The sequence below is a fragment of the Burkholderia sp. BCC1988 genome (assembly GCF_905339895.1).
In the GTDB taxonomy this organism is placed as follows: domain Bacteria; phylum Pseudomonadota; class Gammaproteobacteria; order Burkholderiales; family Burkholderiaceae; genus Burkholderia.
The window spans coordinates 258262-282975 of sequence record NZ_CAJPHA010000007.1; the positions used below are offsets into that span (position 1 = coordinate 258262).

The 24714-nt window shown below is 65.2% G+C and carries 21 protein-coding genes; 12 read left to right on the forward strand and 9 right to left on the reverse strand.

Going from position 1 to position 24714, the window contains the following annotated elements:
• Positions 1-225: 225 nt before the first annotated feature.
• Positions 226-1428 carry a Fic family protein gene (locus tag U4012_RS12730; protein WP_321798942.1) on the forward strand — a complete coding sequence of 401 codons (1203 nt, stop codon included), beginning with the start codon at positions 226-228 and terminating at the stop codon, positions 1426-1428.
• Between the two features lie 107 nt (positions 1429-1535).
• Here the strand turns inward: U4012_RS12730 and U4012_RS12735 are convergent, their stop codons facing one another.
• Positions 1536-3746 (reverse strand): xanthine dehydrogenase family protein molybdopterin-binding subunit, encoded by a 2211-nt coding sequence (locus tag U4012_RS12735; protein ID WP_321798944.1) that lies wholly within the window; start codon positions 3744-3746, stop codon positions 1536-1538.
• Positions 3747-3748: 2 nt separating this feature from the next.
• The gene (locus tag U4012_RS12740; protein WP_044846636.1) at positions 3749-4210 is read right to left on the reverse strand and encodes a (2Fe-2S)-binding protein; all 462 of its coding nucleotides are present in this window, start codon (positions 4208-4210) and stop codon (positions 3749-3751) included.
• A 180-nt stretch (positions 4211-4390) separates the two neighbouring features.
• Here U4012_RS12740 and U4012_RS12745 point away from each other — a divergent pair, with 180 nt between their 5' ends.
• The 7 genes from U4012_RS12745 (at position 4391) to U4012_RS12775 (ending at position 12408) form a co-directional block, all read left to right on the forward strand.
• On the forward strand, positions 4391-5317 hold the full coding sequence (locus tag U4012_RS12745) for an AraC family transcriptional regulator (RefSeq protein WP_044846637.1): 927 nt from the start codon (positions 4391-4393) through the stop codon (positions 5315-5317).
• A 1911-nt stretch (positions 5318-7228) separates the two neighbouring features.
• Positions 7229-7552, forward strand: a complete 324-nt coding sequence (locus U4012_RS12750) for a hypothetical protein (RefSeq protein WP_044846715.1) — start codon at positions 7229-7231, stop codon at positions 7550-7552.
• Between the two features lie 111 nt (positions 7553-7663).
• On the forward strand, positions 7664-8254 hold the full coding sequence (locus U4012_RS12755; protein ID WP_124485385.1) for a hypothetical protein: 591 nt from the start codon (positions 7664-7666) through the stop codon (positions 8252-8254).
• A 72-nt stretch (positions 8255-8326) separates the two neighbouring features.
• Positions 8327-8599: a hypothetical protein gene (locus U4012_RS12760; RefSeq protein WP_124522334.1), complete on the forward strand. Its 273-nt coding sequence runs from the start codon at positions 8327-8329 to the stop codon at positions 8597-8599.
• A gap of 44 nt (positions 8600-8643) precedes the next feature.
• On the forward strand, positions 8644-10134 hold the full coding sequence (locus U4012_RS12765; RefSeq protein ID WP_321798948.1) for a chemotaxis protein CheA: 1491 nt from the start codon (positions 8644-8646) through the stop codon (positions 10132-10134).
• 155 nt (positions 10135-10289) lie between these two features.
• A complete protein-coding gene (locus tag U4012_RS12770; RefSeq protein WP_124522330.1) occupies positions 10290-10874 on the forward strand; it encodes a hypothetical protein in 585 nt (194 codons plus the stop codon).
• 112 nt (positions 10875-10986) lie between these two features.
• Positions 10987-12408 carry a sigma-54 dependent transcriptional regulator gene (locus U4012_RS12775; RefSeq protein WP_321798949.1) on the forward strand — a complete coding sequence of 474 codons (1422 nt, stop codon included), beginning with the start codon at positions 10987-10989 and terminating at the stop codon, positions 12406-12408.
• Between the two features lie 72 nt (positions 12409-12480).
• Here the strand turns inward: U4012_RS12775 and U4012_RS12780 are convergent, their stop codons facing one another.
• Positions 12481-12972, reverse strand: coding sequence for a hypothetical protein (locus U4012_RS12780; RefSeq protein ID WP_321798950.1), 492 nt, complete (start codon positions 12970-12972; stop codon positions 12481-12483).
• A 376-nt stretch (positions 12973-13348) separates the two neighbouring features.
• Here U4012_RS12780 and U4012_RS12785 point away from each other — a divergent pair, with 376 nt between their 5' ends.
• The 3 genes from U4012_RS12785 to U4012_RS12795 all read left to right on the forward strand — a co-directional run bounded on the left by U4012_RS12785 (position 13349) and on the right by U4012_RS12795 (position 18193).
• The gene (locus U4012_RS12785; RefSeq protein ID WP_321798951.1) at positions 13349-14068 is read left to right on the forward strand and encodes a response regulator transcription factor; all 720 of its coding nucleotides are present in this window, start codon (positions 13349-13351) and stop codon (positions 14066-14068) included.
• A gap of 334 nt (positions 14069-14402) precedes the next feature.
• On the forward strand, positions 14403-16715 hold the full coding sequence (locus U4012_RS12790; RefSeq protein ID WP_321798952.1) for a hypothetical protein: 2313 nt from the start codon (positions 14403-14405) through the stop codon (positions 16713-16715).
• A gap of 134 nt (positions 16716-16849) precedes the next feature.
• The gene (locus tag U4012_RS12795; protein ID WP_321798953.1) at positions 16850-18193 is read left to right on the forward strand and encodes a virulence factor; all 1344 of its coding nucleotides are present in this window, start codon (positions 16850-16852) and stop codon (positions 18191-18193) included.
• A 227-nt stretch (positions 18194-18420) separates the two neighbouring features.
• Here U4012_RS12795 and U4012_RS12800 read toward each other — a convergent pair whose 3' ends face one another.
• Positions 18421-19974, reverse strand: coding sequence for a methyl-accepting chemotaxis protein (locus U4012_RS12800; RefSeq protein ID WP_321798954.1), 1554 nt, complete (start codon positions 19972-19974; stop codon positions 18421-18423).
• 246 nt (positions 19975-20220) lie between these two features.
• Here U4012_RS12800 and panE point away from each other — a divergent pair, with 246 nt between their 5' ends.
• Positions 20221-21159 carry a 2-dehydropantoate 2-reductase gene (gene panE, locus U4012_RS12805; RefSeq protein ID WP_044846645.1) on the forward strand — a complete coding sequence of 313 codons (939 nt, stop codon included), beginning with the start codon at positions 20221-20223 and terminating at the stop codon, positions 21157-21159.
• Positions 21160-21570: 411 nt separating this feature from the next.
• Here panE and U4012_RS12810 read toward each other — a convergent pair whose 3' ends face one another.
• The 5 genes from U4012_RS12810 to U4012_RS12830 all read right to left on the reverse strand — a co-directional run bounded on the left by U4012_RS12810 (position 21571) and on the right by U4012_RS12830 (position 24711).
• On the reverse strand, positions 21571-22155 hold the full coding sequence (locus tag U4012_RS12810; RefSeq protein ID WP_321799047.1) for a nucleotidyltransferase family protein: 585 nt from the start codon (positions 22153-22155) through the stop codon (positions 21571-21573).
• A gap of 369 nt (positions 22156-22524) precedes the next feature.
• Entirely contained in the window at positions 22525-22920 is a 396-nt protein-coding gene (locus U4012_RS12815; protein WP_044846647.1) for a type II toxin-antitoxin system VapC family toxin, read from the reverse strand.
• Entirely contained in the window at positions 22917-23156 is a 240-nt protein-coding gene (locus tag U4012_RS12820) for a type II toxin-antitoxin system Phd/YefM family antitoxin (RefSeq protein WP_011659184.1), read from the reverse strand. Before U4012_RS12820 ends, U4012_RS12815 begins: the two co-directional genes overlap by 4 nt.
• Positions 23157-23275: 119 nt before the next feature.
• A complete protein-coding gene (locus U4012_RS12825) occupies positions 23276-23959 on the reverse strand; it encodes a Fe2+-dependent dioxygenase (protein ID WP_321798955.1) in 684 nt (227 codons plus the stop codon).
• On the reverse strand, positions 23956-24711 hold the full coding sequence (locus U4012_RS12830) for a tetratricopeptide repeat protein (protein ID WP_321798956.1): 756 nt from the start codon (positions 24709-24711) through the stop codon (positions 23956-23958). Before U4012_RS12830 ends, U4012_RS12825 begins: the two co-directional genes overlap by 4 nt.
• Between the last annotated feature and the right edge of the window lie 3 nt (positions 24712-24714).

Sequence of the window (24714 nt, forward strand, 5' to 3'; positions counted from 1 at the left end):
ACGTTACGGGCGTTACGGGCGGCGTAACGTTGGGGAATGCGCTGACGGCAGGCGACGCGTTCGCGCGACATGGCGCAAAATCGAGCAAAATCAACCCTACACTGAACCCTACATTCAACCCAACCAATAATCATGAAAAATGCATATAAATCATAGATATAAGTCGCTATAATCGGCCACATCAAACCCTACATTCAACCCGACATCGAACCCTCCCGGCGAAGCATGACAACCGTTGCCACCTTTGAACCGCTGTTTCCCGAGGACCGTGTCCTCGATCCGCTGCTTGATCAGGCCGGCCAACTCGTCGATTCGTCGCAACGGTTGCTCGCGGTGAGGGATACGCCATTGGCACGCGCGCTCGTTCCGCAGTTGCGCGCAATGAATTCGTACTATACGAACAAGATCGAAGGTCAGCACACGACCCCCGCCAAAATCGAGGCGGCGCTTCATCGGGATTATTCGACCGATATCGTCGAGCGCAAGAAGCAGCGCTTCGCGGTCGCGCATATCGCAACGGAAGCCGCACTCGAGGAAGAATGGGGCGGCCTTCCGCTCGCCGCGCTGTTCGAGCCTGCGCGAATTTCCGTCATCCACGAGCGGTTCTTTTCGTGCCTTCCCGCAGATGAGCGAATCACCGACGATGGTCAAATCGTTGTTCCGGGCGAGCTTCGGCGCTCCGATGTGACGGTCGGGCGCCATCTGGCACCGGAGCCCGAGATGATCGAGCCGCTGCTTCAGGCCTGGGCGACGCGTTACGCCCGTATCCGCGCGAGGGAGTATCAAGTGATCGGGATCGCTTGCTCGCATCATCGCCTGGCGTGGGTACATCCGTTCATGGACGGTAACGGCAGGGTTGCGCGTCTGCATTCGCATCTTGGACTGCGCGCCGCCGATCTCACCCACGGGCTGTGGTCACCGCTTCGCGGATTGGCGCGCGAGCATGAGCAGTATTACGCGAGGCTGAGCGAAGCCGATCAGTCCCGGCGCAATGATCTGGACGGCCGGGGCAATCTGACTCAGGAAGGGCTGGTCAGGTTCGCGCGGTTCTTTCTGGCCTGTTGCGAGGATCAGGTCGGATTCATGGTGCGTATGACGGAATTCGACGGAGTCACCGCACGCATGCTCGATCTATTGCGGTACCTCGAATTCAATCCATGGAGCATCCGTTCGGAAAAGTCCGTCATCAAGGCGGAAGCCGCTGCGCTGGCCATGGAATTCGTCGCACTGCGTCGCGCCGTCACGCGCGCGGAATTCACGCAGATGCTGGGAGTCAGTGACGTGCTGGCACGCCGTATCGTTCGATCGCTGCTCGATTTCGGGCTGCTGACTTCTCCTTCGCACCGCGGTGAGCTTTCCTTCGGGCTGCCGCTCGCGGCACTGCGATTTCTTTTCCCCAGGCTTTGGCCGGAAGTCGAACAGGAGTGACCGGTCCGGCGTGATCGTGTCGCGTGCCGCAGGCGCCAGCGCAATAAAAAACCGGCCGCGCAACGTTCCCGTCACGCGGCCGGCCCGGCGTCTCTTCGTTCTGCCCGTCAAGCCTTCGCCGTATCGCCCGAATCGAACGGCAGCACGTAATGCCGCTTGCCGGTCGCCGCGAAGATCGCGTTGGCGACCGCCGGCCCGACCGGCGCGACACCCGGCTCGCCGACGCCCGTCGGCGCCTCGGCCGACGGCACGATATGAACCTCGACCTTCGGCATCTCGGCCATCCGCAGCACGTGATAGCCGTCGAAGTTGCGCTGCTCGACATGGCCGTCCTTCAGCGTGATCGCGCTGTGCAGCGCCGCGCCGAGCCCGAAGCCGATGCCGCCTTCCATCTGCGCGGCGACGATGTCGGGATTGATCGCGATCCCGCAGTCGACCGCGCACACCACGCGCTCGACCTTCACCTTGCCGTCGGCGTCGACCGACACTTCCGCGACCTGCGCGACGTAGCTCTTGAACGCCTCGGCCACCGCGATCCCGCGCCCGCGGCCCTTCGGCAGCGGTTTCGCCGGATCCCAGCCGGCCTTCTGCGCGGCCAGCTCGAGCACCGCGCGCATCCGCGGCTCCTTCGCGAGCAGGTCACGGCGGAACAGGTACGGATCCTTGCCCGCCGCGTGCGCGGCTTCGTCGATGAACGCCTCGACCGCGTAGGCCGTGTGCGAGCTGCCGACCACGCGCCACCACAGCACGGGCAGGCCGACCTTGGTGGTGGTCAGTTCGACCGACACGTTCGGCACTGCGTACGGCAGGTTCGCCGCACCCTCGACCGACGTCGCGTCGATTCCGTCCTTGACCATTAACGCCTCGAACGGCGTGCCGGCGAGGATCGACTGGCCGACGATCCGGTGGCGCCAGCCGACCAGCCGGCCGTCCGCGGTCAGCCCCGCGTCGAGCTTGTGGAAGTACATCGGGCGATAGAAGCCGCCCTGGATGTCGTCCTCGCGCGTCCACTGCAGCTTGACCGGCTTGCCGTCCGCGCCGAGCGCCTTCGCGATCGACACGGCCTCGACCACGTAGTCCGACCACGCGTTCGCGCGCCGGCCGAAGCTGCCGCCCGCGTACAGCGTGTGGATCTGCACCTGCTCGGGCTTCAGGCCCGCGACCCTGGCGGCGTTGCCCTGGTCGACCGTCTGGAACTGGTCGCCGGCCCAGATCTCGCAGCTGTTCGCGCTCAGCTTGACGACCGCGTCGAGCGGCTCCATCGGCGCGTGCGCGAGATACGGAAATTCGTAGGTCGCGCTGACCTTGCGCGCGGCGCCCGCGATCGCCGCGTCGGCATCGCCGTCCTTGCGGGCCGACGCGCCGGGCTTCGCGGCGAGCTGCCGGTACTCGCGCATGAGCTGGTCCGAGCTGCGCTTTTCGGCGTTGGTTTCGTCCCAGTCGACCTTCAGCGCGTCGCGGCCCTGCTTCGCGGCCCAGAAACCGTTCGCGACGACCGCGACGCCGCCCGGCACCTGCACGACCGACACCACGCCCGGCACGGCCTTCGCGGCCGTCGCGTCGAACGACTTGACCGTCGCGCCGAAGCGCGGCGGGCGCTGCAGCAGCGCGACCCGCATGCCGGGGAAGGTCGTGTCGAGCGTGAAATGCGCGGTGCCGTTCGACTTGGCCGACCCGTCGACGCGCGCAATGCGATGGCCGATCAGCTTGAAATCGGCTGGCTGCTTCAGCGTGACCTTGTCGGGCACCGGCAGTTTCGACGCGTCGGCGACGAGCGTGCCGTAGGCGGCCGTCTTGCCGCTCTTCGCATGCGTGACGACGCCGTTGGCGGTGGTCAGTTCGCCGGCCGGCACCTTCCAGCGCGCCGCGGCGGCCGACACGAGCATCGCGCGGGCCTTGCCGCCCGCTTCGCGCAATTGCTGCCACGAGTTCGCCATGGCCGAGCTGCCGCCCGTGCCCTGCATCGTGCCGAACGCGAGGTTCGCATAGCGCTTCGCATCGGCCGGTGCGCTTTCGACGCGCACGCTCGACCAGTCCGCGTCGAGTTCCTCGGCGACGATCGTCGCGATGCCCGTATAGGCACCCTGGCCCATTTCGACATGTTTTGCGATGACCGTGACCGTGCCGTCGGGCGTGATGCGCAGGAATGCATTCGGCGCGAAGTCGGCAGCGGGCGCCGTCGCGGCGAGCGCGCGGCGGCCGAGGCCGGCCCATTCGAAGCCGATCGTCAGGCTGACGGCGGCCGCGGCACCCACGGCCTTCAGGAACGTGCGGCGCGACGGTCGCACCGAGCTGGCGTTGTCGAGTTCGATCGTCATGGTCAGGCTCCCAGCGTCGCGGCCGCGTCGTGGATCGCGGCCCGGATCCGGGCGTAGGTCGCACAGCGGCAGATGTTGCCGTTCATCGCGGCGTCGATGTCCGCGTCGGTCGGCTTCGGGTTCTGTTCGAGCAGGGCGGTTGCCGACATGATCTGGCCGGACTGGCAATAGCCGCACTGCGGCACCTGCAGCTTCACCCAGGCGGCCTGCACGGCCTGCGCGGGTTTGCTCTCGAGGCCTTCGATCGTCGTGATGTGCTTGCCCGCGATGCCGGCGAGCGGCAGCACGCACGAGCGCACGGCCTGGCCTTCGAGATGGACGGTGCACGCGCCGCACTGCGCCATGCCGCAGCCGAACTTCGTGCCGGTCAGCCCCGCATGCTCGCGGATTGCCCAGAGGACGGGCATCGACGGATCGGCGTCGAGCGTGACACTCTTGCCGTTCAGGACAAACGTGGTGGGCATTTTTTGTCTCCGTGGGGAAAACCCGGCATGTGCCGGATCAGGTGGCAGTGTGCGCGAACGGCCGATTTTTACGTCTACCCAATCCTGCAAATTTATTGAACAATCCTGCAAATCCCCGGCGCGGCAGCGAGCGATTCGCTATGCTCCCGCGATTCAGGGAAATGAGGCGAGGAGTCCGTCATGGACATGACCGATATCGCGGCGTCGCGCGAATCCGGGCGGCGCGAACTGGCGTCGCTGATCGGCCGTTTCGCGCCGACGGACGGCTCCCACTCGACGGCCGTGCCGGCGCTGATGCTGCATCGGCATGCGCATCCGGTCGATCTCGGCTGCGGCGTGTCGCGTGCCGCGCTCGTGATCGCCGCGCAGGGCGCGAAGCGCGTGATCGTGGCCGGCCAGGCCTACGAATACGACACGCGCAATTGCCTGATTACGTCGATCGACTTGCCGATTCTCTCGCGCGTCACGCAGGCGTCGCCCGACGCGCCTTACCTGTGCCTGTCGCTCACGCTCGATCTGCAGCGCATCGTCGAACTCGCGGCCGAGATGCGGCTGCCCGAGCCCGATGCGGGCCCGGAAGGCGAGGGCATCGCGCTCGCCGAGTTGACGCCGCCGCTGCTCGATGCCGCGCTGCGGCTGTTGCGGCTGCTCGATACGCCGGCCGACATTCCGGTGATCGCGCCGCTGATCGAAAAGGAACTGCTGTACCGGCTGATGACGAGCGGGCAGGGCACGCGGCTGCGGCACATGGCCGTCGCGAGCAGCCAGACGCACCGGATCGCGCGTGCGATCGAATGGATCCGCGATCACTACGCGGAGCCGATGCGCGTCGACACGCTCGCACAGGCGGTCAACATGAGCGTGTCGTCGCTGCACCATCACTTCAAGCACGTGACCACGCTGAGTCCGCTGCAGTACCAGAAGCAGCTGCGGCTGCACGAGGCGCGGCGTTTGCTGTTGCGGCAGGGCGGCGACGTCGGGTCGGTGGCGGCGACCGTCGGCTATGAAAGCGCGTCGCAGTTCAGCCGCGAATACAGCCGGCTGTTCGGCGCGCCGCCGATGCGCGATGTCGTGCATCTGCGCAAGAAGGAATTGCTCGGCACCTGACGGGAGTGCCGGTCGTGTCGACCGCATCGGGCCCGGCTTCGTCGCGCGATGCGCTGCTCGCCGGAACGGGATGACACGCAATCGATGTGCCATGGCCGCCGCACGCAGGCGCAACGGGACAGCGGAGCGTGCCGCCACGCCGCGCACGAACTTCTGTTTCAAGCATGCATCCCGGAAACGGGCGAACCGATACGGAAAATGCCGGCAGGATGCGAACCGACGGGCCGAAACGCGCAATAACGCCGCTCCGCCCCGCACATTCTGCATGGATCGCGCGTTTCACGACCATGTTGCGCGCGATGAGATTAGCGGTCGAAATCGATTCGAAAATGTTTCTCGCGCGCAGCGCGCGTTCTCATCCCAGCCGTTGGAGCACGATGGTTGCCGGTACTGGATGTCGGTGAATTGAAGGAAAACAGTAAAAATCGATAAAGTGTGTTCAAGGCCGCATGGCGCACCTGCCGTCGTTTTTTCCGATATGCGGCGTGAAAGCCATGTCGGCTCGCGTCGTATTTACCGGTTTTTGCCGCGCGTTCGCATCGCCGGCCGATGCTCGATATCGTCGGTATTTTCACGGATGAATCAATTGCGTTTCGCGGCGGCGGGTGCGCATGTCCGGAACGATAGCGATGTCGGCCGCGCGGGTCCCGCAGAACCGGTTGTCGCGCGCTTCGATTCACGATTTTTTCGCGTACGGGAAGGCTGCCGAACGGGCTGCGGCAGGCGGTTTGCCGGGGCCGAAATGTACATCGGCCGGGATATGCGACGGTGCAGTTCTCAAGTATGAAACATCCGTTCGACACCCCCTTGCGCGAGGCTCCGCGGGCCGCGTTCGTCCGCCTTTTCCGGCATTGCTTCGCGCCGTTCGATGATCGGCGCGTGCTGCCGACCGTTATCGCGATACATTCCTGAAACAAAAAATTCGATTCCCGGCGATATTGCGGGCGCCGCGAACGATACGCGACGCGCAACCATCGGTGGAATCACGCATGGCATGCCGTTTGCGGTATTGGACGCACCGGCGAGCGGTCGACCTGATGCAACAAAGATGGGGGGCGGCCCGTTCGTCAATAAGCAGTCGGGGAAATAGCGATGAAGACCAGAAGCAACAACTTGATGCGCGCATTCCTTGCGCACCCGTGGGGTAGTCGGACAGCTCGGAACAGGACTCGCGATGCAGTGCCAGCTTCGCGGGTTCGTTGCCGGTTTCCCGGTATCCGCGCGTTGCGCGTGCTGGACCGCCTGTCGTTTCTCACGACAACCGGCCGACAGCCGTGCTCCCCTTCATTCAGCTCGTCCGGATGGGCCATGCTGTCCGTGCCGGACAGCTCGACGCCGAATCGTTTCCGCTCGTGCCGACCCGTATCCGCTGCGCCGGGCCGATGCCGGCGGTGGCTGGACTAGCTCGCATACCCGTCGGCCGGATTGCCCGGAAGATCTTTGATCGGTAGCCCAGGGAGAAGCGATGCTGCCTGACTGTAATGCAGGCCCGTTATCGCCGCGATAACGCGCATGTTTTCGATGGCACTGCATTCACGGTAGATAACTGTACTCACGCATTTTCGATCGCTGAAGCGGATGCCATGTGCCGGTATGCCGTGTAAGCAAATTTCGAAAACGACTGATCCCGAATGGCGAATGCCTGTTTCCGGGTGCGTGCGTCGATTCGTTTTCCGATTGATAAATGATCGATAACTCATATCGAGAATAAATATAAAAATTTCGGAAAACTAAAAAAATACGAAACCAGGATTCGGATCGCCGAAAAATTGTGCGGCCATCGGATTCGAGATGAATCAATTCTTTGTAATTAGATAGTGATCCTTATGTTATGGGGATTGCTCAGGGCTGGAAAGTTGAAGGCGTGCAGCTTTCCTCGCTTGTTCCGTCCACGCCGTTATGGAGTCGACCATGAAGAAGCTTCTGATTGCAGCCGCAGTTCTGGCGGTTTCGGGTGCAGCATTCGCCGGCAGCGGCACGGTATCGACCAGCAATTCGTCGAGCGGCGGCTCGACGATTGCCGGGGTTGCCGGATTCGGCCATTTCACCGCGACCGATTCGGGTGCCGCACTCGGCGCAGCCGGTGCCACGGCTGGCGGCGGCAGCAGCGGTTCGATCTCGTACACGAGCCACGTCCAAACGTCGACGGTGGGCGGCTTCGGCTTCGGCGGCGCACAAGCGGGCGGCAACAGCGGTGCGAATGCCGGCTCGATCGGCTGGACGTATCACCACTGAGCCGCGGCGCGCAGCGTTCGTCATTGGCTGGTGGCACGGACGCCGGGTTTCGTTTCGCGAGGGCGAGCCCGGCGACTTCGCCATCAAACTTTCTCACGGCAAGGAATTGCTATGAAAGCCAAAGTCATTTTAGCGACAGCGCTCACCGTCCTTTCGTCGGCCGTATTGGCCGCCGGTCCGTCCACGACCAACCAGACGCAATCCGTTGCAGCAGGTGTGTCCGGTTCGGTGCTGGTCGGCTCAGGCAGCTATACGAGCAATTCGAATTCGGTCGCGGGCGCAAGCGCAGGAAGTACCGTGACACCCGCTGGTTCCACCGGCACGGCATCGGCCTTCCACAACTCGACTTCGACGGCCAGCGGCTGGGGCTCGAACGGGGGCGCGTTCGCGGCAGGCGGCGGTATCGGTGCCGCAGGTTCGTACGGTGGAAACAGCAGCACGAACGAGAACGCGAATGCGCTGTCGGGAGGGGTGACCGCCACGATCGTCCTCGGCGCGAACCACTACACGGCCAGCGGCGGGAACGATCAGGGTATCGCCAACGCGGGTGCTGCCGGGTTGACGGGCAGCGGCGGGTCGGGCGCGATCGCGGGTTCGAATCACTACAACGCGTCGACCGTGTGGAGTACCGGTCCGGCCGGTTCGCCGTCTGCATCGGGCGGAAGCCAGGGGAGTTCGAGCGCGACCGGGAGCAGTCACTAGTCGGGTGCGGGGGACCAGTTTCCCAGCGACGCTGGTCTCTTTTCCGCACTGTTGTTCAAGTAAGGAGTTGGCATGAAGCAGAACCTGATTGCCGCCGCTCTGATGCTCGCGTCTCTGACGGCATATTGCGCTGACCGCGCTGCCGAGGACGTGCAATCAAATTTGCAGACGTCGAACCCTGCAACCAATCCGTCAGAACAACACACGCTTTCGTCGGGCAGTGCCATCGGCGCACCGGATTCCCTGGCGTGGCCGGGAATGTCGGGCGGTTCGTGGTCCCAGCTGGGTAGTGGCTGGAAGCAGTTCGGGGAAGCGGGCAAAGCTGAAGGCATTCGGGGGAATTAGTGCGGTTGCCTGGGTCGGAGGTCAAACCTCGTCCGGAGAGTGAAATGAACAGCAACAAGATCAGGGCGGCATGTGCCGCAATGTTCGCGATGGCCGCGATCGGTGCCCAGGCGCAGACTGCCGACTCGACTTCAAGTTCGCAGTCCTCGACGTCTTCGACGGCGATCAGCCAGGGCGGCGGCTCGAGCATGAACACGAACGTCACCAGTTCGCGCGGCGGCAACGCCAGCAGTGCCAGCACGAGCGGCGTGCGCGGCAGCGGCAATTCGAGCGTGAACGTGAACGTTACGATGCCATCCAGCACGAGCGGCGGCTCGAACGTGACGCCGCAGAGCGTGAGCTCGCTCCAGTCGGCCGGCTCACCCGGCACCAACCCCTACAACACCCAGGCGTCGGAAAACGTCAACTATTCGGGTACCCAGACGATCAAGACGAACCCGTCTATCCAGGCGCCCGGCCTCACGACCACGCTGTCCGATACCTGCATGGGCTCGGTGAGCGTCGGCGTGTCGTTCCCGGGCTTCGGCGCGACGGGCGGCACGACCCTGGTCGACCAGGCGTGCGTGCGTCGTCTCGATGCGCGGGAATTCCGCGCGATGGGGTTGACCGACGTCGCGCTCGCGCTGCTCTGCCAGAGCGATGCGAACCGGCGCGCGGTGGAAGCGACCGGGCATCTGTGCCCGGGGACGACCACGCCGCTCGCGCGCTCGAATGTGGCGCCGTCCGCCGAAGCGACCGTTGCCGACGACGTGAAGTATCGCGATCCGCTCGTGCGAAACCGCATGGGCCTGCCGCCGCTCGATGCCGCCGCGCCCGTGCAGATTCGCCCGCTGGCGACGACCGCGGTCCAGGCGGCGCCGATTCCGGTTCCGGTGCCCGCGCCGTCGATGGTCGCACCGGCCGTCAGCGCGGTGCCTGCCGCGACGCAGGCGGCCGCCGTGAAGGCATCGCAAGCGGCTGCCGTCGTCACCGCGCCGGTTGCCGCGGCAGCGCCGACCGTGAGTGCTGCGCCTGCCGTTGCACCGGCTGCGATGAGCGCGGTGCCGGGTGCCGCCATCGTTGCCGCGGGGGGCTTCGCGGACAAGGCGCCGGAATCTGCGCCAGCGGTTGCGGACAAGGCGCCGGAACCCGCGTCGACGGTCGCCGACAAGGCACCGGAACCGGCACCGGTTGCAACCGACACCGCAGCGCAAGCCCCGGCAGCGCTTGCCGTCGACGCGAAGGTGCCGGACACCGCGCAAGCCGCACCGGCCCCGGCCTACGCTGCAGCGCCCGAGCCCGCGGTCGATGCGAAGGCTGCCGAGCCGGCAGCGCAGGCGGCAGCCGAAGCGCCCGCACCGGAGGCCGCGTCGCGCGCCACGGCGGCAGCCGCTGCCGACACGCCAGCCGTCGACGCAAAGGCGACCGGCTTGGTCGAATCCGCCGACATGCCGGCCGCGCCGGATCCAGCCCCGGCCGCGGCCGACCAGCAGGTCGCCCCGGCCGCGCCGGCGATGCCGGCTCCGACCGTCATCTCGACGAGCACATCGTCGTAAGCACGCGGGCGACGCTTCCGCGCGACCGGCAAGCCGGGCCGCACGGGAACGCCGGGATCCGCTGTGCGACGCACGGTGCAAGTTGGACGGGTGTTGATCCCTCCCCGAGGTCAACACCTCTTTTTGCCTGACGAGGGTACGAGGAGGCCTCAATCATGAGGATTTTTTGGGTCGCGCTGCTGCTGGTCGACACACAAGCCGCCGCACAGTCGGTTTTCCAGAACCCCGCGGTCTTTGTCATCCTGAGCGAGCAGACCCTCGCGAACGCCGCGAGCGTCCAGCAGGCGCTGACGACGCTCGGCCGCGCGGACAACACGGCATGCGTGCCGATGATGATGGTCGGCGATCCGCAGATGGTCTACATGATGCCGGAGGAGGGACACGCCCCGTCGTGGCAATCGCCGGTGTACGGCCGCGGCGCGCCGTTCGAAGCGCAGAACGGGCCGACCGCGACCGGCAAGACGGTCGGCGCGATGCAGCACGCGCAGGACATGCAGACACAGCCGTGGAGCGACAGCAGCGCGATCACGCAGAAGATCGCCGGCGAGTCGAACCTGTCCGCGTCGGCGCGGGTCAGCGACTGGCGGCGCAAAGGATTGAACACGATCGAGACGGCGCCCGCGACGCAAGTGACGGTGAACGGCAAGACCTACCGCACGTATCGCGAGGAACTCAACCAGGCCGCGCGGCCCGTCGTCGAACCGCAGATCTACACGCAGCGTGTTGTGTTCTGCCGATGACGAAACTTTCCGGAGCGGACATGCCGGTAGCGCGGCGTGCGAGCAGGGAGGCTCGCCGCGTACCGCTTCGCGCCGCCCGCTCCGTCAGACAACCCTATGCGGCGAGGCCATCATGAACCATTGCTGCCAGATCAGACTGTCAGGCCCGCACGAGGACGAACGGGCCGCATACGCACCGCCGTTCGTTGCGGCCCGGCGTCACCTAACCGTGCTGTCGCGCCCGCTCGTCTATCTGTCGCAGCATCCCGATGCGGGGCTCGTCGACTGTCTCGCGTCGCGCGGCTGGGAGGTGTGGCGCGCGAAATCCGTTGCGGACGCACTCAATCTCGTGAAGGCGAACCGCCTGCATGCGGGCATCGTCGATTTCGGCGGATTCGCGTCGCCCGACGTCGCATCGTTCGAGACGCTGCTGCGCGATCCGCGGATCGGCTGGGTCGCGCTCGCCGACGGCGAGCGGCTGCGCGATGGCACCATCGCGCGCCTGATTCGCCAGTGCTGCTTCGACTACGTGCGCAATGCGACGGCCTACACGACGATCGGATATCTCGTCGGCCATGCGTACGGGATGCTGAAACTGGCGGAAAGCGATCCGGCCGACGATGCCGCGCCGCCCGGCGGCGTGATGATCGGCGCGTGCGCCGCGATGCGCCGCCTGTTCGCGACGATCCGCAAGGTCGCGAACACCGAAGCCACCGTGTTCATCGCCGGCGAATCCGGCACCGGCAAGGAGTTGACCGCATCGGCGATCCACCAGCATTCGTCGCGCGCCGACGCGCCGTTCGTCGCCGTGAATTGCGCGGCGATTCCGTCGACGCTGCTGCAGGCCGAACTGTTCGGTCATGAGCGGGGCGCCTTCACCGGCGCGCATCAGCGCAATATCGGCCGCATCGAGGCCGCGCACGGCGGCACGCTGTTTCTCGACGAAATTGGCGACATGCCGTTCGAGAGCCAGGCGAGCCTGCTGCGGTTCCTGCAGGAGGGCAAGATCGAGCGGCTCGGCGGGCGCGCGTCGATTCCGGTCGACGTGCGGATCGTGTCCGCGACTCACGTCGATCTGGAGTCCGCGATGCAGGCGGGGCGGTTCCGCCCGGACCTGTACTACCGGCTGTGCGTGCTGCGCATCGACGAGCCGCCGCTGCGCGCGCGCGGCCGCGACATCATGCTGCTCGCCGATCATGTGTTGCGGCGCTATCGCGGCGAAAGTTCGCACCGGATTCGCGGCTTCATGCCGTGCGCGATCGAGGCGATCCACAACTATGCGTGGCCCGGCAACGTGCGCGAGCTGATCAACCGGATCCGTTTCGCGGTCGTGATGACGAACGGCCCGCTGATCTCGGCCGCCGATCTCCAACTGAACCAGTACACGTCGCACCGGCCGCCGACGCTCGCGGAATCGCGCCGGCAGGCCGAGCGGCGCACGATCGAGGAAACGCTGTTGCGGCATCGGCATCAGCATGCCGACGTCGCGGCGGAACTCGGCATCTCGCGCGCGACGCTGTACCGGCTGATGACCGCGCTCGGCCTGCACGGCTGACGCCGGTTGCGGCCGCGCGGCACGCGGCCCGACGTCGCGCGGCCCATGGCCCGCGGCCCGCGGCCCGCGGTGTCAGGCCGGCCGTTCGAAGCCCGATTCGACCCAGCGTGCGGCGCTGGCCTTGTTGAGCTTGAACCCGGCGGACACCTTCGCGTCGGCCAGCAGTTCGCCGTACGGGTCGAACGCCTTCAGTTGGGCATACGGCTCGAATTCGTCCGGCACGATGTCGAGCGTGACCGACACATCCTGCCCGTCGCCGTCCTGCACCGTCACTTCCTTGTGCAGCATCGCGCGGCGCTGCTGCTCGTGACGCATCAGCACCTCGGTCGCGGTCTTCACCAGCGTGCGGAACGCGTTTGCATCCATCGGCTTCGGGTTCTTCTTGTCGCGACCCATGGTCCACGGGCCGACGAGCGCGGGCTCGGCTTCGCCGTCCTTGATCATCTCGACGGCCCAGCCGTCGTCGTCTTCGTTCTTGATGATGCGGGCCGTCCAGCCGTTGTCGCGCCAGAGGCCGTCTTCGTGGATGGTGATGTCGTCGGATTGCAGATCGGATTCGGTCATTGAGGAAGCGGGGAGTACGGGCCGCCGGCGAACGGGCGGGGCGCGCGGCCGGCAACGGCGCGCTGCCCCTGGCCGGTCGCCCGGAATGGCATGCAAAGGCCGCAATTTTACCCCGCGGGCCGTCGGTGCGGCCCGTGCGACCTGTAACGTTGGCTGTCAGGACGAGGGCGACACCGGCCAAACGGTCGGGCCGGCGCCAAAAATCAAACTTGTACTACGTCCCCGCAGGCCGCTCTATTCACCGTCCGATATCCCGTCCAAGCGTCGCCTCATAGAATAACGATCGAGATAAAAATATCTCGCTCGTAAATTCAACGCCACGCCGGTCGTACGCGCATTCCGCGCCGCGCGCCGGGTGAACCTTCTGGAACCGCGCATGGGGAAATTCAATATTCGCACCATCTTTGCATACGACTGGCCGTTGACGCTCGCCGGCATGGAGCACATTGCCGGCGACGTGTGCGCAATCGATCTCGTCGGTGTCTGCCGGACGCCGGACGAACTCGTCGCGACCCTCGACACGCTCGATTGCGACATCGCGCTGGTCGATTATTCGGTCCGCAGCGATGCGCAGATGAACGGCTTCGCACTGTGCAAGTGGCTGCGACGCATGCGTCCGAACGTCGGGATCGTTGCGTTGGTCGGGAACGAGAACCCGGTGATCTTCCGCTCGATTCTCTCGCAAGTCGGCGCGAGCCTCGTGAGCAAGTTCGACGAGGTGGGCCATATCGTCACTGCGATTCACTCGAGCTATAGCGGCGGTCACTATCTGTCGCCGCTTGTGCGCCGCGCGCTCGATGCGTTGGCCGGACACGAGGCGACGCCGGTGAAGCTTTCGACGCGCGAGATCGAGGTGATTCGCCTTTATCTGGCCGGCATGCCGATCAAGGCGATCGCGCAGCGGCTGAACAAGGGCAAGCAAACGGTCAGCGCGCAGAAGATCAGCGCGATGAAGAAACTCGGTGCGAGCAACGACATCGAGCTGGTTCAGCGAGCGGCCGCGCTGGGGCTCGACGGCGGCAAGGTTGCGAGCTGCCTGGAAGGCGCGGAGCAGGCGGGGAGCCGAGAACAGGAATCACGAGCGCTATCTCGGTAGCAGTGACATTCCGGAATCTTTCTTAGGGCCGCGTCGACTGGGACAATCGTTTGGTTGTCCTTCATATCGAAAGGCTGAACACGTGATTGTCCAGTGCGTCGGCGCTTCGTCTTGCTGACGTCTGAGGAGGGCCGATGCAGGGGGGGCACTTTGCGTGCCTTCCCCACGATCATCGGTCGGAACGAAAGGAAGCGCGTGCCGATATCGCTCCGGCGTTATGTGCGGCCTAGGGTTGCGCGTACATGAAAGCGACCGGCGGCCGACGCAGACCGGTTCGGGAGGCCGGCGACGCGGTTCATCAAGAAGAATGGTCAAGATATATGAAGGAATGCAGATGAGCGATTCATTTTCCGATGCGCGGCCAGTAGCAGCCGCTCGAACGGGGGCGCGCGGCGCTGAAGCCATAGCCCGAGACGGGCCGGCGCCGCGACCGAAACCGCCGCCGATCGTCGTCGGCCGCGTCGAAGGCGTGACGATGTTCGCGAAGAACACGCCGCTCATCTGCATCAAGCAATTGCCCTTGCCCGGTATCGTGATCTTCGTGCATGGGGTGAATTCCGAAGGCGAATGGTTTGAGGCGTCGGAGGATGGGCTATGCAAAGGCCTGAATCGCAGGCTCGGGCGTCTGGACGATCAGATGATGTATCACGGTATCGATGCGGGGCAATTGACGCCCGCGAAGTACACGGAGAGTGTGACGCCGGATGGGTTTCTGAACCCTGATTTGCTGGCAGACAATTACATCAAGCCCGAGCCGTCGTTTTCGCCCGTCGTTCATTTCCGCTGGGGCTATCGCGCGACTGCTGCGGAATTGAAGGAGTATGGCGACAAGATCTTCCTGAACGAGAAGGACTATTGGGGCGGCGGCCCGTTCACGAACGGCTGTGCCAGCCTGCCCGATCTTTGGCACGGCGGTCTGGATGATCGAACGATGGGCTGGATGACCGTGCAAGGCATCAACCCGACCAATCGGCCGCTGTACCGCGCGCCGCCGCGTGCGTATGGCGTACTCGCCGCGTTGCGCTTGGCCAGACTGATCGAATCGATCCGAAGCATGCAGGCCGACGTGCCGATTACCGTCGTATGCCACAGCCAAGGAAATATCGTCGGCCTCACGGCGGCGTTCTTCGGCGACGCATTCCCCGATGTCGAAGATCCGTGGGGGCGCTCGGGCCACTGCGTGGCAGACGCCTACGTGCTGGCGAACGCGCCGTACAGTCTCGCCAATGCTGACGGCCCGAACAAGTCCGACACATTCATGGATACCTGGTCGCAACGCGCGACGAAAGACGGCAGCGGCCGGCGTGGACGACAAACCTACGGTGCGCGCACGAAGACATTCGGCAAATTCCTGTCGATCATCAGCGCTCGAAAAGCATACGAACAACCTGCCGACAAAATCGATGAGGACATGGAAAACGAGCGGGTATCGCCGACGAGCAAGCGGTCTTATGCGGCGCAAGAGGATCGCGCGAGGCACGGGCTGAATGAATCGACGTATGGCCGCGTCACCGCATATTGCTGTCCGCACGATCAGGTGATTTCGGCGGTGACGGTGCAAGGGATCGGCTGGCGCGGTATCAGCAAGCACGAACTCGACGATATCGGCGCGGCCGGTATCCTGACGCAGCGCGTGTTTGCATCGGGTTTCGCGGTCGGCGTGCAGAAACCATACCGATACTGGGAAGACGATTGGCGACATGGAAAGCAAGGAACGAAGCCGGGGTTCTGGTATCCGCCGTCGCCGCCGGCCAAATTCAATCTCGTCGGCGCGATCAAAGGAAATGAATCGGTTCTGGGCATGGCGGCGACGCTCGTGACCGCGCCACTCGTGTTCGTCGTGACCGGCATCAGTTCGGCATTGAACATGCTCCGCGTGAACGCCGATCCGCCGAAGGGCTGGACAGTGGTGGCGGATGCTCCGGCGCTTGACGAGCCATTCCCGCCGAAGGCCTTGCGATTCGGCAAGTCAGTCGAGACCAAGGACGGCGACGCGATCAGCGACTTCAACGAAGGCAACGATCCGCCGGCTGCATGGCGCGATGCGAACAAGGACGATGCAGAAAAGCGAGCCGACGACCCCTACGACCAGTACAAGGCGAAGAACCGGGACAGCATCGCTCAAGGTACGGCCTCAACGGAAGCCGGACAGCGTTACGAGGACCGCGCGCTGATGCGAATGGAAGCGCGCCGGACGTTGAACACCGAATGGCTCGACGGCGACGGCCACGTGATCGGCGAGGACGGCAAAAGCGCGATGCCCGAAGGCTACAAGGATTGGCGCGACAAACAGATTGTCGATTGGCTCGATCGCGGTGCGACCAACAGCCCGACGAATCACTCAACGACGATGACCAACCCCGAACATGCCGAAAAAGCGCTTGCGTACGACGTTGCGGTGGGCCTGTGCTACATCACGCCCGAACAATTCTACGACTTGCGCATCGAGGCGGACTGGCGGATGGGTGAAGGTATTCCGGATGACAATCCAAACAAGAAGTATTACGAATATTTTTCACGCGGAAAATTGGACGACTTGCCGCTGCATGAATGGGTACACACCGAGGGCAGCGAAGGAAATATTCCCGGCGCGATCGTAGATCAACGTGAAGGAGAACTTTATTTGAAGGTCGGGGGTGTGATTTGAAGGCGCTAATCGCTACATGGCCACGACGTGTCGCTATTGCCGTTTCGGTATGGCTGATTACCGCCATGCTCATGGCCATGCTGATGGCTTACGTAGAGCACCCCGATCCGGCACATGTGGAAATAGGAGATTGGATGAAACGCTTCATTGTTGTACCAGGCCTGGCTGCGCTCATGGTGTTTCTGTTCACCACAGCACTAATGCGTCCCGCGCAAGCCGCGCCTGAGCCAGAAACCACAGAGAGTGCAGTGTCATTGACTGAAGAGCCCGCTAGGCCGTTCGTCGCGCAGGTTGTCGGCATGATTTGGTTGAACCCGTTGCAGCGTATGGACTACCCGACCGAATGGCAATTATTGTGGACGCAAGGGCTTGTTACGCCGAACAAAAATGATGACATGGTGCGCACAAAACCCGAAAAGTTTTCGTCCCTTCGCTCGATCGGGGCACTCGTTTACGGCAACCGCGGAACAGAGACTTTCAAGGGTTTCTACCACAAGTACATGTACAAGTTTCCGCTCCTGCTTAGCTCCCGCTATGCATCCAATCCAAAATATTTCTACACGGTGAACCCGGCTAATAAAAATGACTGGCGCGAACTGGCGGGCATTCGTGTCGAACTTGCCATTCCGAATCGACTCGAAATCGACGACTCGAAAACCTACTTGCAAGATTCGATCCGAAAGACGTTCTCGATCGGCAACCGGCATTTCCAGACGATGTGGAGCCGCGACACGCCTCCCGACGTGCAAATCACTCAAGGCGGCGCAAACGCCGGCTTCACATCGCTGAACAACGCGCTGGATTACTTGCAGGCGAACCCCGACAAGACCGTATGGGCGATGAACTGGGACGCCCCGAACTTCCCGCCCACGGATGCGCAGATCAACGAGAACCTCGTCGTGCTTTTTCTCGCCGGTCCGAACTTCAACACCGAGCGCGAACCGCTCGCCTGGATCGGCAAGGCCGCAACCGGCAACACGCACGATTTTTCACCGAAGGTCGGCACGACACGCGCCGTGCAGGCATGGAAAGCCACGATCGACGAAGCAGCACGCAATGCCGGCGTCGCGGTCACGGACCTGAATTACATCGTCCACGACGCAGGTGTACCCAGCGACGCAGCGTCGTTACGCGTTGTCTCGCTCGCGCAGACCTTGACCGAAACCCTCCCTGAATACGACCACACGAATCAGACCTTCAACACGGCAGCACTCCTTGGCGACATGGGAACCGGCAGCGCATTGACCGACGTCGCACTCGCAATCGGCCGAATCAACCACTTCGGCGGCAACGCCTTGGTCGCAGGCACGACCGACCCCGAGCACCCCGTCGCCGTCGTCGTCAGACCACCATCGAAGCTCACCCCGATCGATCCGGACAAGGACTGGTTCCGCGCACGCGGTGGCAACAACGCGTACCTCCCCTGGTGGGGTCGTCGACACGACACCGATTACGGCATGCAGGGCTATTCGTGGTGACGTAAGGCAGCGCTGTGGCGTGATTGCTTCGCTTGCGGATTCGCAACGTGTCGGAACGCGATCGACTGGACACATGACCGGTCGACAGTTCCAACGAGTGTGGCTACGAGATGCCGCCAACCGCGACGCCGAACGGAAGCGGATTCAGCGGTTGGCCGTGTTGAGGTACACGCCACTCCCGCCCTCCGGCGCGACACGCGCGGAAGGGCGGGGCAGGACCCCGGCCGTCAAACCGGCAACGCGAACCGCGTAACGGCGTCGCGCAGCGCTTCGGCCTGGTCGCGCAGCGAATGCGCGGCCGCCGCGGCTTCCTCGACGAGTGCCGCGTTTTGCTGCGTGACCTGATCCATCTCGCCCACTGCACGGTTGACCTGCTCGATCCCCGCGCTCTGCTCGCGCGATGCATGGCTGATCTCGTCGAGGATCTCGTTCACGCGCCGCACCGACTGCACGATCTCGGCCATCGTCTCGCCCGCGTTCGTGACGAGCGTCGCGCCGTGCCCGACGGTTTCGTTCGATGACTCGATGAGCGACTTGATCTCCTTCGCGGCCGTGGCCGAGCGTTGCGCGAGCGAGCGCACCTCGGCCGCGACCACCGCGAAGCCGCGGCCCTGTTCGCCCGCGCGCGCCGCTTCGACGGCCGCGTTCAGCGCGAGGATGTTGGTCTGGAACGCGATCCCGTCGATCACGCCGATGATGTCGCCGATCTTGTGCGAGCGGTCGGTGATCTCGTTCATCGTGCGCACGACATCGTCGACCACCTCGCTGCCGCGCGTCGCGACTTGCGCGGCCTGACCGGCGAGCGTGGCGGCCTGCGCGGCGCTGTCCGCGTTCTGCTTCACGTTCGCGGTCATCTGATCCATGCTCGACGCGGTCTGCACGAGCGCGGCCGCCTGTTCTTCGGTGCGCTGCGACAGGTCGGTGTTGCCCGACGCGATCTCGCTCGCGCCGACGTTGATGTTCTCCGTGCCCATCCGTACGCGCGACACCATGTCGATCAGTCCGCTCTGCATCGTGTGCAGCGCATGCAGCAGGCTGCCGCGGTCGTCATGCTTGACGTTCACGCGCGCGGTCAGGTCGCCCTGCGCGATGCGCCGCGCGGCGTCGAGCGCCACTTCGAGTTCGCCGCCGAGGTTCGCGCGCACGCTTTTCAGCACGAGCACCATCACGGCGGTCGCGATCGCGCCGAGCACGGCCGTCATCGCGAGCCAGCGGCCGACGCTCGCGAGCACGGCCGACCGCACGTCGTCCATGTACATGCCCGTCACGAGATACCAGTCCCACGGCGCGAAGCGCTGCACCGCACTGGTCTTGTCCTGCGGCTTGTCGGCACCCGGCTTCGGCCACAGATACTCGACGAAACCCTTGCCGCCTTCCATGTTGCCGGCCTTCACGATCTCGACGAACAGATGCTTGCCGCTCGGATCCGCGAAATTCGACACGTCCTTGCCGTTGAGCTCGCTCTTGATCGGATGCATCACGATCACCGGCTTCGAATCGTTGATCGAGATGTAGCCGTCGGTGCCGTAGCGCATCGCGGCGATCGCCTCGAGCGCCTTCTGCTTCGCGTCGGCCTCCGGCAATGCATTCTGTTGCGACAGCTTGTAGTAGTGGTCGGCGACGTTCGTCGCCTGCGCGACCAGCGACGCAAGCTGATCGCGGCGGTCCGTGATCATCGACGCGCGCGTCTGCCACGCGCCGATGCCGGCGATCACGAGCAGACCGAGCCACAGAATGACGATCATCGAGGCGAGTTTCTGATTCAGGGAAAGGGTGCGCATGGGTAGTGAGGTCGGTCGGTCGAACAGGCGCGCCGGAACGGCGTGACGGGATAACTCGTTGACGGCATGCAACGAACGTTGCCGTAGGCGGGAAATCCCTTAGAAGCGGTAGCGGCCCGATACCGGCGAGCGTGGTGCGGGCATCTATGCATATACATATTCGGCGTCGCTATACTGTCGGGCGATGGCGCGCCGTGCCCCGACGGTCGGGCGCACGGCGGCGAACGAACCTGAAAGGAGGCAACGATGCGAATTCTGGTGGTGGGGGCCGGCGCGGTCGGCGGATACTTCGGCGGCCGGCTCGCGGCGGCGGGGCGCGACGTAACGTTCCTGGTGCGCGACGGCCGCGCGGCCGCGCTCGCGCGCGACGGGCTCCTGATCCGTAGCCCGCGCGGCGACCTGACGCTCGCGAACGTGCAGACGGTGCGCGCGAGCGACACGGCCGGGCCGTTCGACCTGGTGCTGCTGAGCTGCAAGGCCTACAGCCTCGACGATGCGATTGCATCGTTCGCGCCATTCGTCGGGCCGTCGACGCTGATCCTGCCGATGCTCAACGGGATGCGCCATCTCGACGTGCTGCGCGAACGGTTCGGTGCCGCGCAGGTGCTCGGCGGCCTGTGCGTGATCGCGGCGACGCTCGATCGCGAACAGCGGGTCGTGCACCTGAACGACACGGCAGGGCTGTCGTTCGGCGAACTCGCCGGCGGCGAATCGGCGCGCGTGCGCGCGGTGGCCGACGTGCTCGGCGGCGCGGGCTTCGAGGCGACGCTCAGCGACGACATCGCCGCGCGGATGTGGGACAAGTGGGTATTCCTCGCGACGCTCGCGGCGAGCACGTCGCTGTTTCGCGGTTCGATCGGCGACATTCTGGCCGCGCCGGACGGCCGCCGCCTGCTCGAGACGATGCTCGACGAATGCAGCGCGATCGCCGCGCACAACGGTTACCGGCCCGATCCCGCCGCGGTCGAGCGGATGCAGCGGATGGTGCTGACGCCGTCGCCGCTGACCGCGTCGATGCTGCGCGACGTCGAAAATCGCGCGCGGGTCGAAGCCGATCACGTGATCGGCGACCTGCTCGCGCGCCGCGACCCGCAGGCGGCGGATGCGCTGTCGCTGCTGCGGATCGCATACAACCACCTCAAGACGTACGAGGTGCGCGTGGCGCGGGAAGGCGCGGCGGCGTAACCGCGGCAGCGGCCGTGTCGTTTGTCAGGGCGGATGCCGGGGCAGGCCTGATGGCGCGGGCGGATGCCGGCTAGACAGGATCCTTGCTTGGCGGTCCGTTGGGTTGCTGCGGATTGTCGTGAGGATGCCCCGGTGGCGGCGGTGACAGCGGATCGTCTTCCGGATCGCGGTTCGGGTCGGCCGGGGGCTCGGGCATCGGGGTCGTGTGGTCCATGGGGAACTCGCGCAAGGCGTGACGGCGGTGGCGCGGCGGGCGCGTCTCGTCTCCGTTATAGGCAATCGGACGGGTGTTTGCCGGGGGATTCTCGCGGCGGCATGCGGATTGCCGGCGACAGGCGAGCCGCTGCAGGTATCGCGCCGGATCGCACGCAAACAGCGCCACGATGCGGGTGCGGCCGGCGCGCGCCGCGGTCAGCGCAGATCGGCGGGCGTATCGACGTCGCGCAGGATGCCGGGATCGTCGACCTCGAGCAGGTTCACCGGCGCGCTGGCGAACAGCGCGCGGGCGCCCGTATCGCCGTCCAGCGCGGCGAGCGCCTCGTAGTGGTGCGCGGCAAAGCCGACCGGATGGCCGCGCACGCCGCGGTGCACGGGGGCGACGATCGATGCATCGTCGGCGTCGAGGGCGCGTGTGACCGTTTCGTAGGTGGACGCCGCGATCCACGGCATGTCGCCGAGCGCAACCAGCCAGCCGGTCGCCTCCGGCGAGGTGCGAACACCGGCTGCCAGGCTCGCGCCCATGCCGCGCATCGCGTCGGGCGCATAGACGACCTGGCAGCCAGCGTCGTTCAGCAAAATCGCGAGTTTTTCGGCGCCGGGACGCACGACGGCGATCACCTCGGCCGTGGCCGCCGCCAGATGACGGGCGGCGGCGACCGCAACCGGCGTGCCGTCGGGAAGCCGCGCGAGCAGCTTGCTGTGCAGACCGCTTGGGTCGAAGCGTTGACCGAGACCGCCGGCGAGCAGGACGCCGGTGGCGAGTGACGCATAGGACATCGGCGCGGGGGGAGGGAAGGCAGGTGGCCCGATTGTGCGGGAGCGGGCGGGGATCGGCAAGTGCGGATGTTACCGACGCGGGGGCGTTGTCGTCGGAAAGAATGTCGGCGGGCGCGTTCGTCGAGCATGGTTTCCTCGACGGGGCCGTTTATGGAGTGCGATTCTCGTTACATCGCGGTTCAATCGCGGTCGCTGAACGGCCAATGCCGCTAATCCGACGGGTAATACGTGAAGCGGGTGCGAGGTAAAGCGTCGATCGGTCATGGACGGCTTCGCGTGATCGCCGTCATCGGTTCCGTCAGACGAATCGTCTGTCGAGTGGCATGCGGATGTGTCGGTGTTGCGACTCGGCCGACGTGCCCATGACGGTCACCAAAGTGTCTTGACGTGCGCGTATGCACGGATCTTTTCGTCACGGGTGACGAGCGGCGCACCGAGCCGGCGCGCAGTCGCGACGATCATGCGGTCGGCTGGATCCTTGTGAAAAGTGCCGGGCAGCGCGGTGGACCTCGCGGCGATGTCGGCGTCGACCGGCACGAAGCGCATGCCGTCGATTTGCGCGACCGTCGCGAGCCACGCATCGACGTCCATCGTCAATGCGAGGCGCTCGTTGCGCACCAGCATCGCGATTTCCCATGCGGAGATCGCGGACGCAGCGAGTGCGCCCTCGCCGCGCGCGCGATCGATCGCGCTTCGCGCCTTCTTGCTGAGCGACGGATCGCCCGCCACCCACCACACCAATGCATGCGTATCCAGCACGATCACCGCGACGCCTCCCAGTCATCTTCCGCAATCGGATCGAGAGGATTGTCGTAGCGCATGACCGAGCCGCGCAATATGTCCAACGGCTGAGCCTCGCGTGCGTGATACGGCCGGATTTCGAGCGTTGGCTTGCCATGGTCGGTGACGATCAGGCTTTCGCCCGACGCCTCGACGAGCCGGAAGTATTCGAGTGCGCGAGCCTTGAATTCGGATTTCGATACGGGAGCGTGCGGCATCATGATATGAGCATGGTCATTTGACGATGGTCATTTTAGACATGCATCGCGAACCGATGCAAGCGATGGAGCGCCGGCTCCGGCGACGTACTTCACGGCGGACGTCGCGTGATCAGCCCATGCTACGCATCCGCCCACTTCCTCAACAGGTTGTGATAAATCCCCGTCAGGGAAATGACCATCGGATCCTTCGCGCCTTTTTCCGCGGAAAGCGCCTGAATCTGCGTATCGAGCTGAAACAGCAGCGTGCGGTCGCCATCGTCGCGCACCATGCTCTGGATCCAGAAGAACGACGCGACGCGCTCGCCGCGCGTGACCGGCGTGACGTGATGCAGGCTCGACGCCGGATACAGCACGAGATCGCCGGCCGGCAGCTTCGCGCGATGCACGCCGTACGTATCTTCGACGCACAGCTCGCCGCCGTCGTACGCGTCCGGTTCCTCGAGAAACAGCGTCGCCGACAGATCGCTGCGCACGCGGAAATCCGTGCCGCGCAGCAGCCGGATCGCGTTGTCGACATGCGTGCCGAACGTCTCGCCGCCTTCATAGCGATTGAATAGCGGCGGAAACACCTTCAGCGGCAGCGCCGCCGAAAAGAACAGCGCATGCCGGGCCAGCGCATCCTGGATCGCATCGCCCGCTGCGCGCGCGACCGGCGAGCCTTCCGGCAATTGCCGGTTGCGTTTCGCGAGCGCCGACTGCGCGCCGGATGTCGCGTTGCCGTCGACCCAGTCGGCGGCATCGAGCATCTCGCGGCATTGCGCGACCTGTGCCTTGGTCAACACGCCGGGGATATGAAGCATCATGATTCGGATTCCATGCCGTGAGACGGCAACTGCATCGCCGCCGCGCGCAATGCATCGAGCGGCGACGACGCGAGATAGGCGCGCATCTTCGCGACGAACGCGGGGGGAGCGGTGGCCGGCACGCGCGCGAGCCATACGAGGGCTTCGTCGACGCGCCCGCGCTCGGCGAGCAGCCGCGCATGGTTGAACTGGCCGCGAAAATCGCCGGCCTCGGCGGCGCGCCGATAGTGGTCGAACGCGGCGTCGGCATCGGCGGTCACGACCCAGCCGTCCTCGTAGAAGCCGCCGATCAGGTTGATCGATTTCGCATGGCCGAGCGCGGCCGCGCGGCGAAACCAGTCGAGCGCGGCGGCGCGATCCTCGTCGATGCCGTTGCCGAGCGCGAGCGCCGTCGCGTAGTTGTACATGCCCCAGTCGAGCCCGGCCTGCGCGGCGAGCCGATACCAGTACACGGCCACCGGCGCGCATGCCGCCGTCCCCCAGCCGAACTCGTAGCAGCGGCCGAGCATGTTCATCGCCATCGGGTGACCGGCCCGCGCCGCGTGCCGGAACCAGCCGCATGCGGCGGCCGGATCGCGCGCGACGCCGTGCCCGTCGAGCAGGTACTGGCCGTAGACGGCCTGCGCGTCGACGATCCCGTTATCGGCGGCCGCCGCGACCCACGCGGCGGCGCGCTCGGGCGGCCCGGCCAGGATGTCGGCGAACGCGCGCGACGACACCGACGCGAGCGCCTTCAGCGAGACGGTTTCCATCGA

Excerpts from the sequence above, each read along its gene's own strand:
- U4012_RS12775 (WP_321798949.1), top strand. The coding sequence starts at position 10,987 with ATGAACCATTGCTGCCAGATCAGACTGTCAGGCCCGCACGAGGACGAA.
- U4012_RS12755 (WP_124485385.1), top strand. The coding sequence starts at position 7,664 with ATGAAAGCCAAAGTCATTTTAGCGACAGCGCTCACCGTCCTTTCGTCG.
- U4012_RS12760 (WP_124522334.1), top strand. The coding sequence starts at position 8,327 with ATGAAGCAGAACCTGATTGCCGCCGCTCTGATGCTCGCGTCTCTGACG.
- panE (WP_044846645.1), top strand. The coding sequence starts at position 20,221 with ATGCGAATTCTGGTGGTGGGGGCCGGCGCGGTCGGCGGATACTTCGGC.
- U4012_RS12830 (WP_321798956.1), bottom strand. The coding sequence starts at position 24,711 with ATGGAAACCGTCTCGCTGAAGGCGCTCGCGTCGGTGTCGTCGCGCGCG.
- U4012_RS12800 (WP_321798954.1), bottom strand. The coding sequence starts at position 19,974 with ATGCGCACCCTTTCCCTGAATCAGAAACTCGCCTCGATGATCGTCATT.
- U4012_RS12750 (WP_044846715.1), top strand. The coding sequence starts at position 7,229 with ATGAAGAAGCTTCTGATTGCAGCCGCAGTTCTGGCGGTTTCGGGTGCA.
- U4012_RS12745 (WP_044846637.1), top strand. The coding sequence starts at position 4,391 with ATGGACATGACCGATATCGCGGCGTCGCGCGAATCCGGGCGGCGCGAA.
- U4012_RS12795 (WP_321798953.1), top strand. The coding sequence starts at position 16,850 with ATGAAACGCTTCATTGTTGTACCAGGCCTGGCTGCGCTCATGGTGTTT.
- U4012_RS12790 (WP_321798952.1), top strand. The coding sequence starts at position 14,403 with ATGAGCGATTCATTTTCCGATGCGCGGCCAGTAGCAGCCGCTCGAACG.
- U4012_RS12820 (WP_011659184.1), bottom strand. The coding sequence starts at position 23,156 with ATGATGCCGCACGCTCCCGTATCGAAATCCGAATTCAAGGCTCGCGCA.
- U4012_RS12770 (WP_124522330.1), top strand. The coding sequence starts at position 10,290 with ATGAGGATTTTTTGGGTCGCGCTGCTGCTGGTCGACACACAAGCCGCC.
- U4012_RS12735 (WP_321798944.1), bottom strand. The coding sequence starts at position 3,746 with ATGACGATCGAACTCGACAACGCCAGCTCGGTGCGACCGTCGCGCCGC.
- U4012_RS12825 (WP_321798955.1), bottom strand. The coding sequence starts at position 23,959 with ATGATGCTTCATATCCCCGGCGTGTTGACCAAGGCACAGGTCGCGCAA.
- U4012_RS12810 (WP_321799047.1), bottom strand. The coding sequence starts at position 22,155 with ATGTCCTATGCGTCACTCGCCACCGGCGTCCTGCTCGCCGGCGGTCTC.
- U4012_RS12740 (WP_044846636.1), bottom strand. The coding sequence starts at position 4,210 with ATGCCCACCACGTTTGTCCTGAACGGCAAGAGTGTCACGCTCGACGCC.
- U4012_RS12765 (WP_321798948.1), top strand. The coding sequence starts at position 8,644 with ATGAACAGCAACAAGATCAGGGCGGCATGTGCCGCAATGTTCGCGATG.
- U4012_RS12780 (WP_321798950.1), bottom strand. The coding sequence starts at position 12,972 with ATGACCGAATCCGATCTGCAATCCGACGACATCACCATCCACGAAGAC.
- U4012_RS12730 (WP_321798942.1), top strand. The coding sequence starts at position 226 with ATGACAACCGTTGCCACCTTTGAACCGCTGTTTCCCGAGGACCGTGTC.
- U4012_RS12785 (WP_321798951.1), top strand. The coding sequence starts at position 13,349 with ATGGGGAAATTCAATATTCGCACCATCTTTGCATACGACTGGCCGTTG.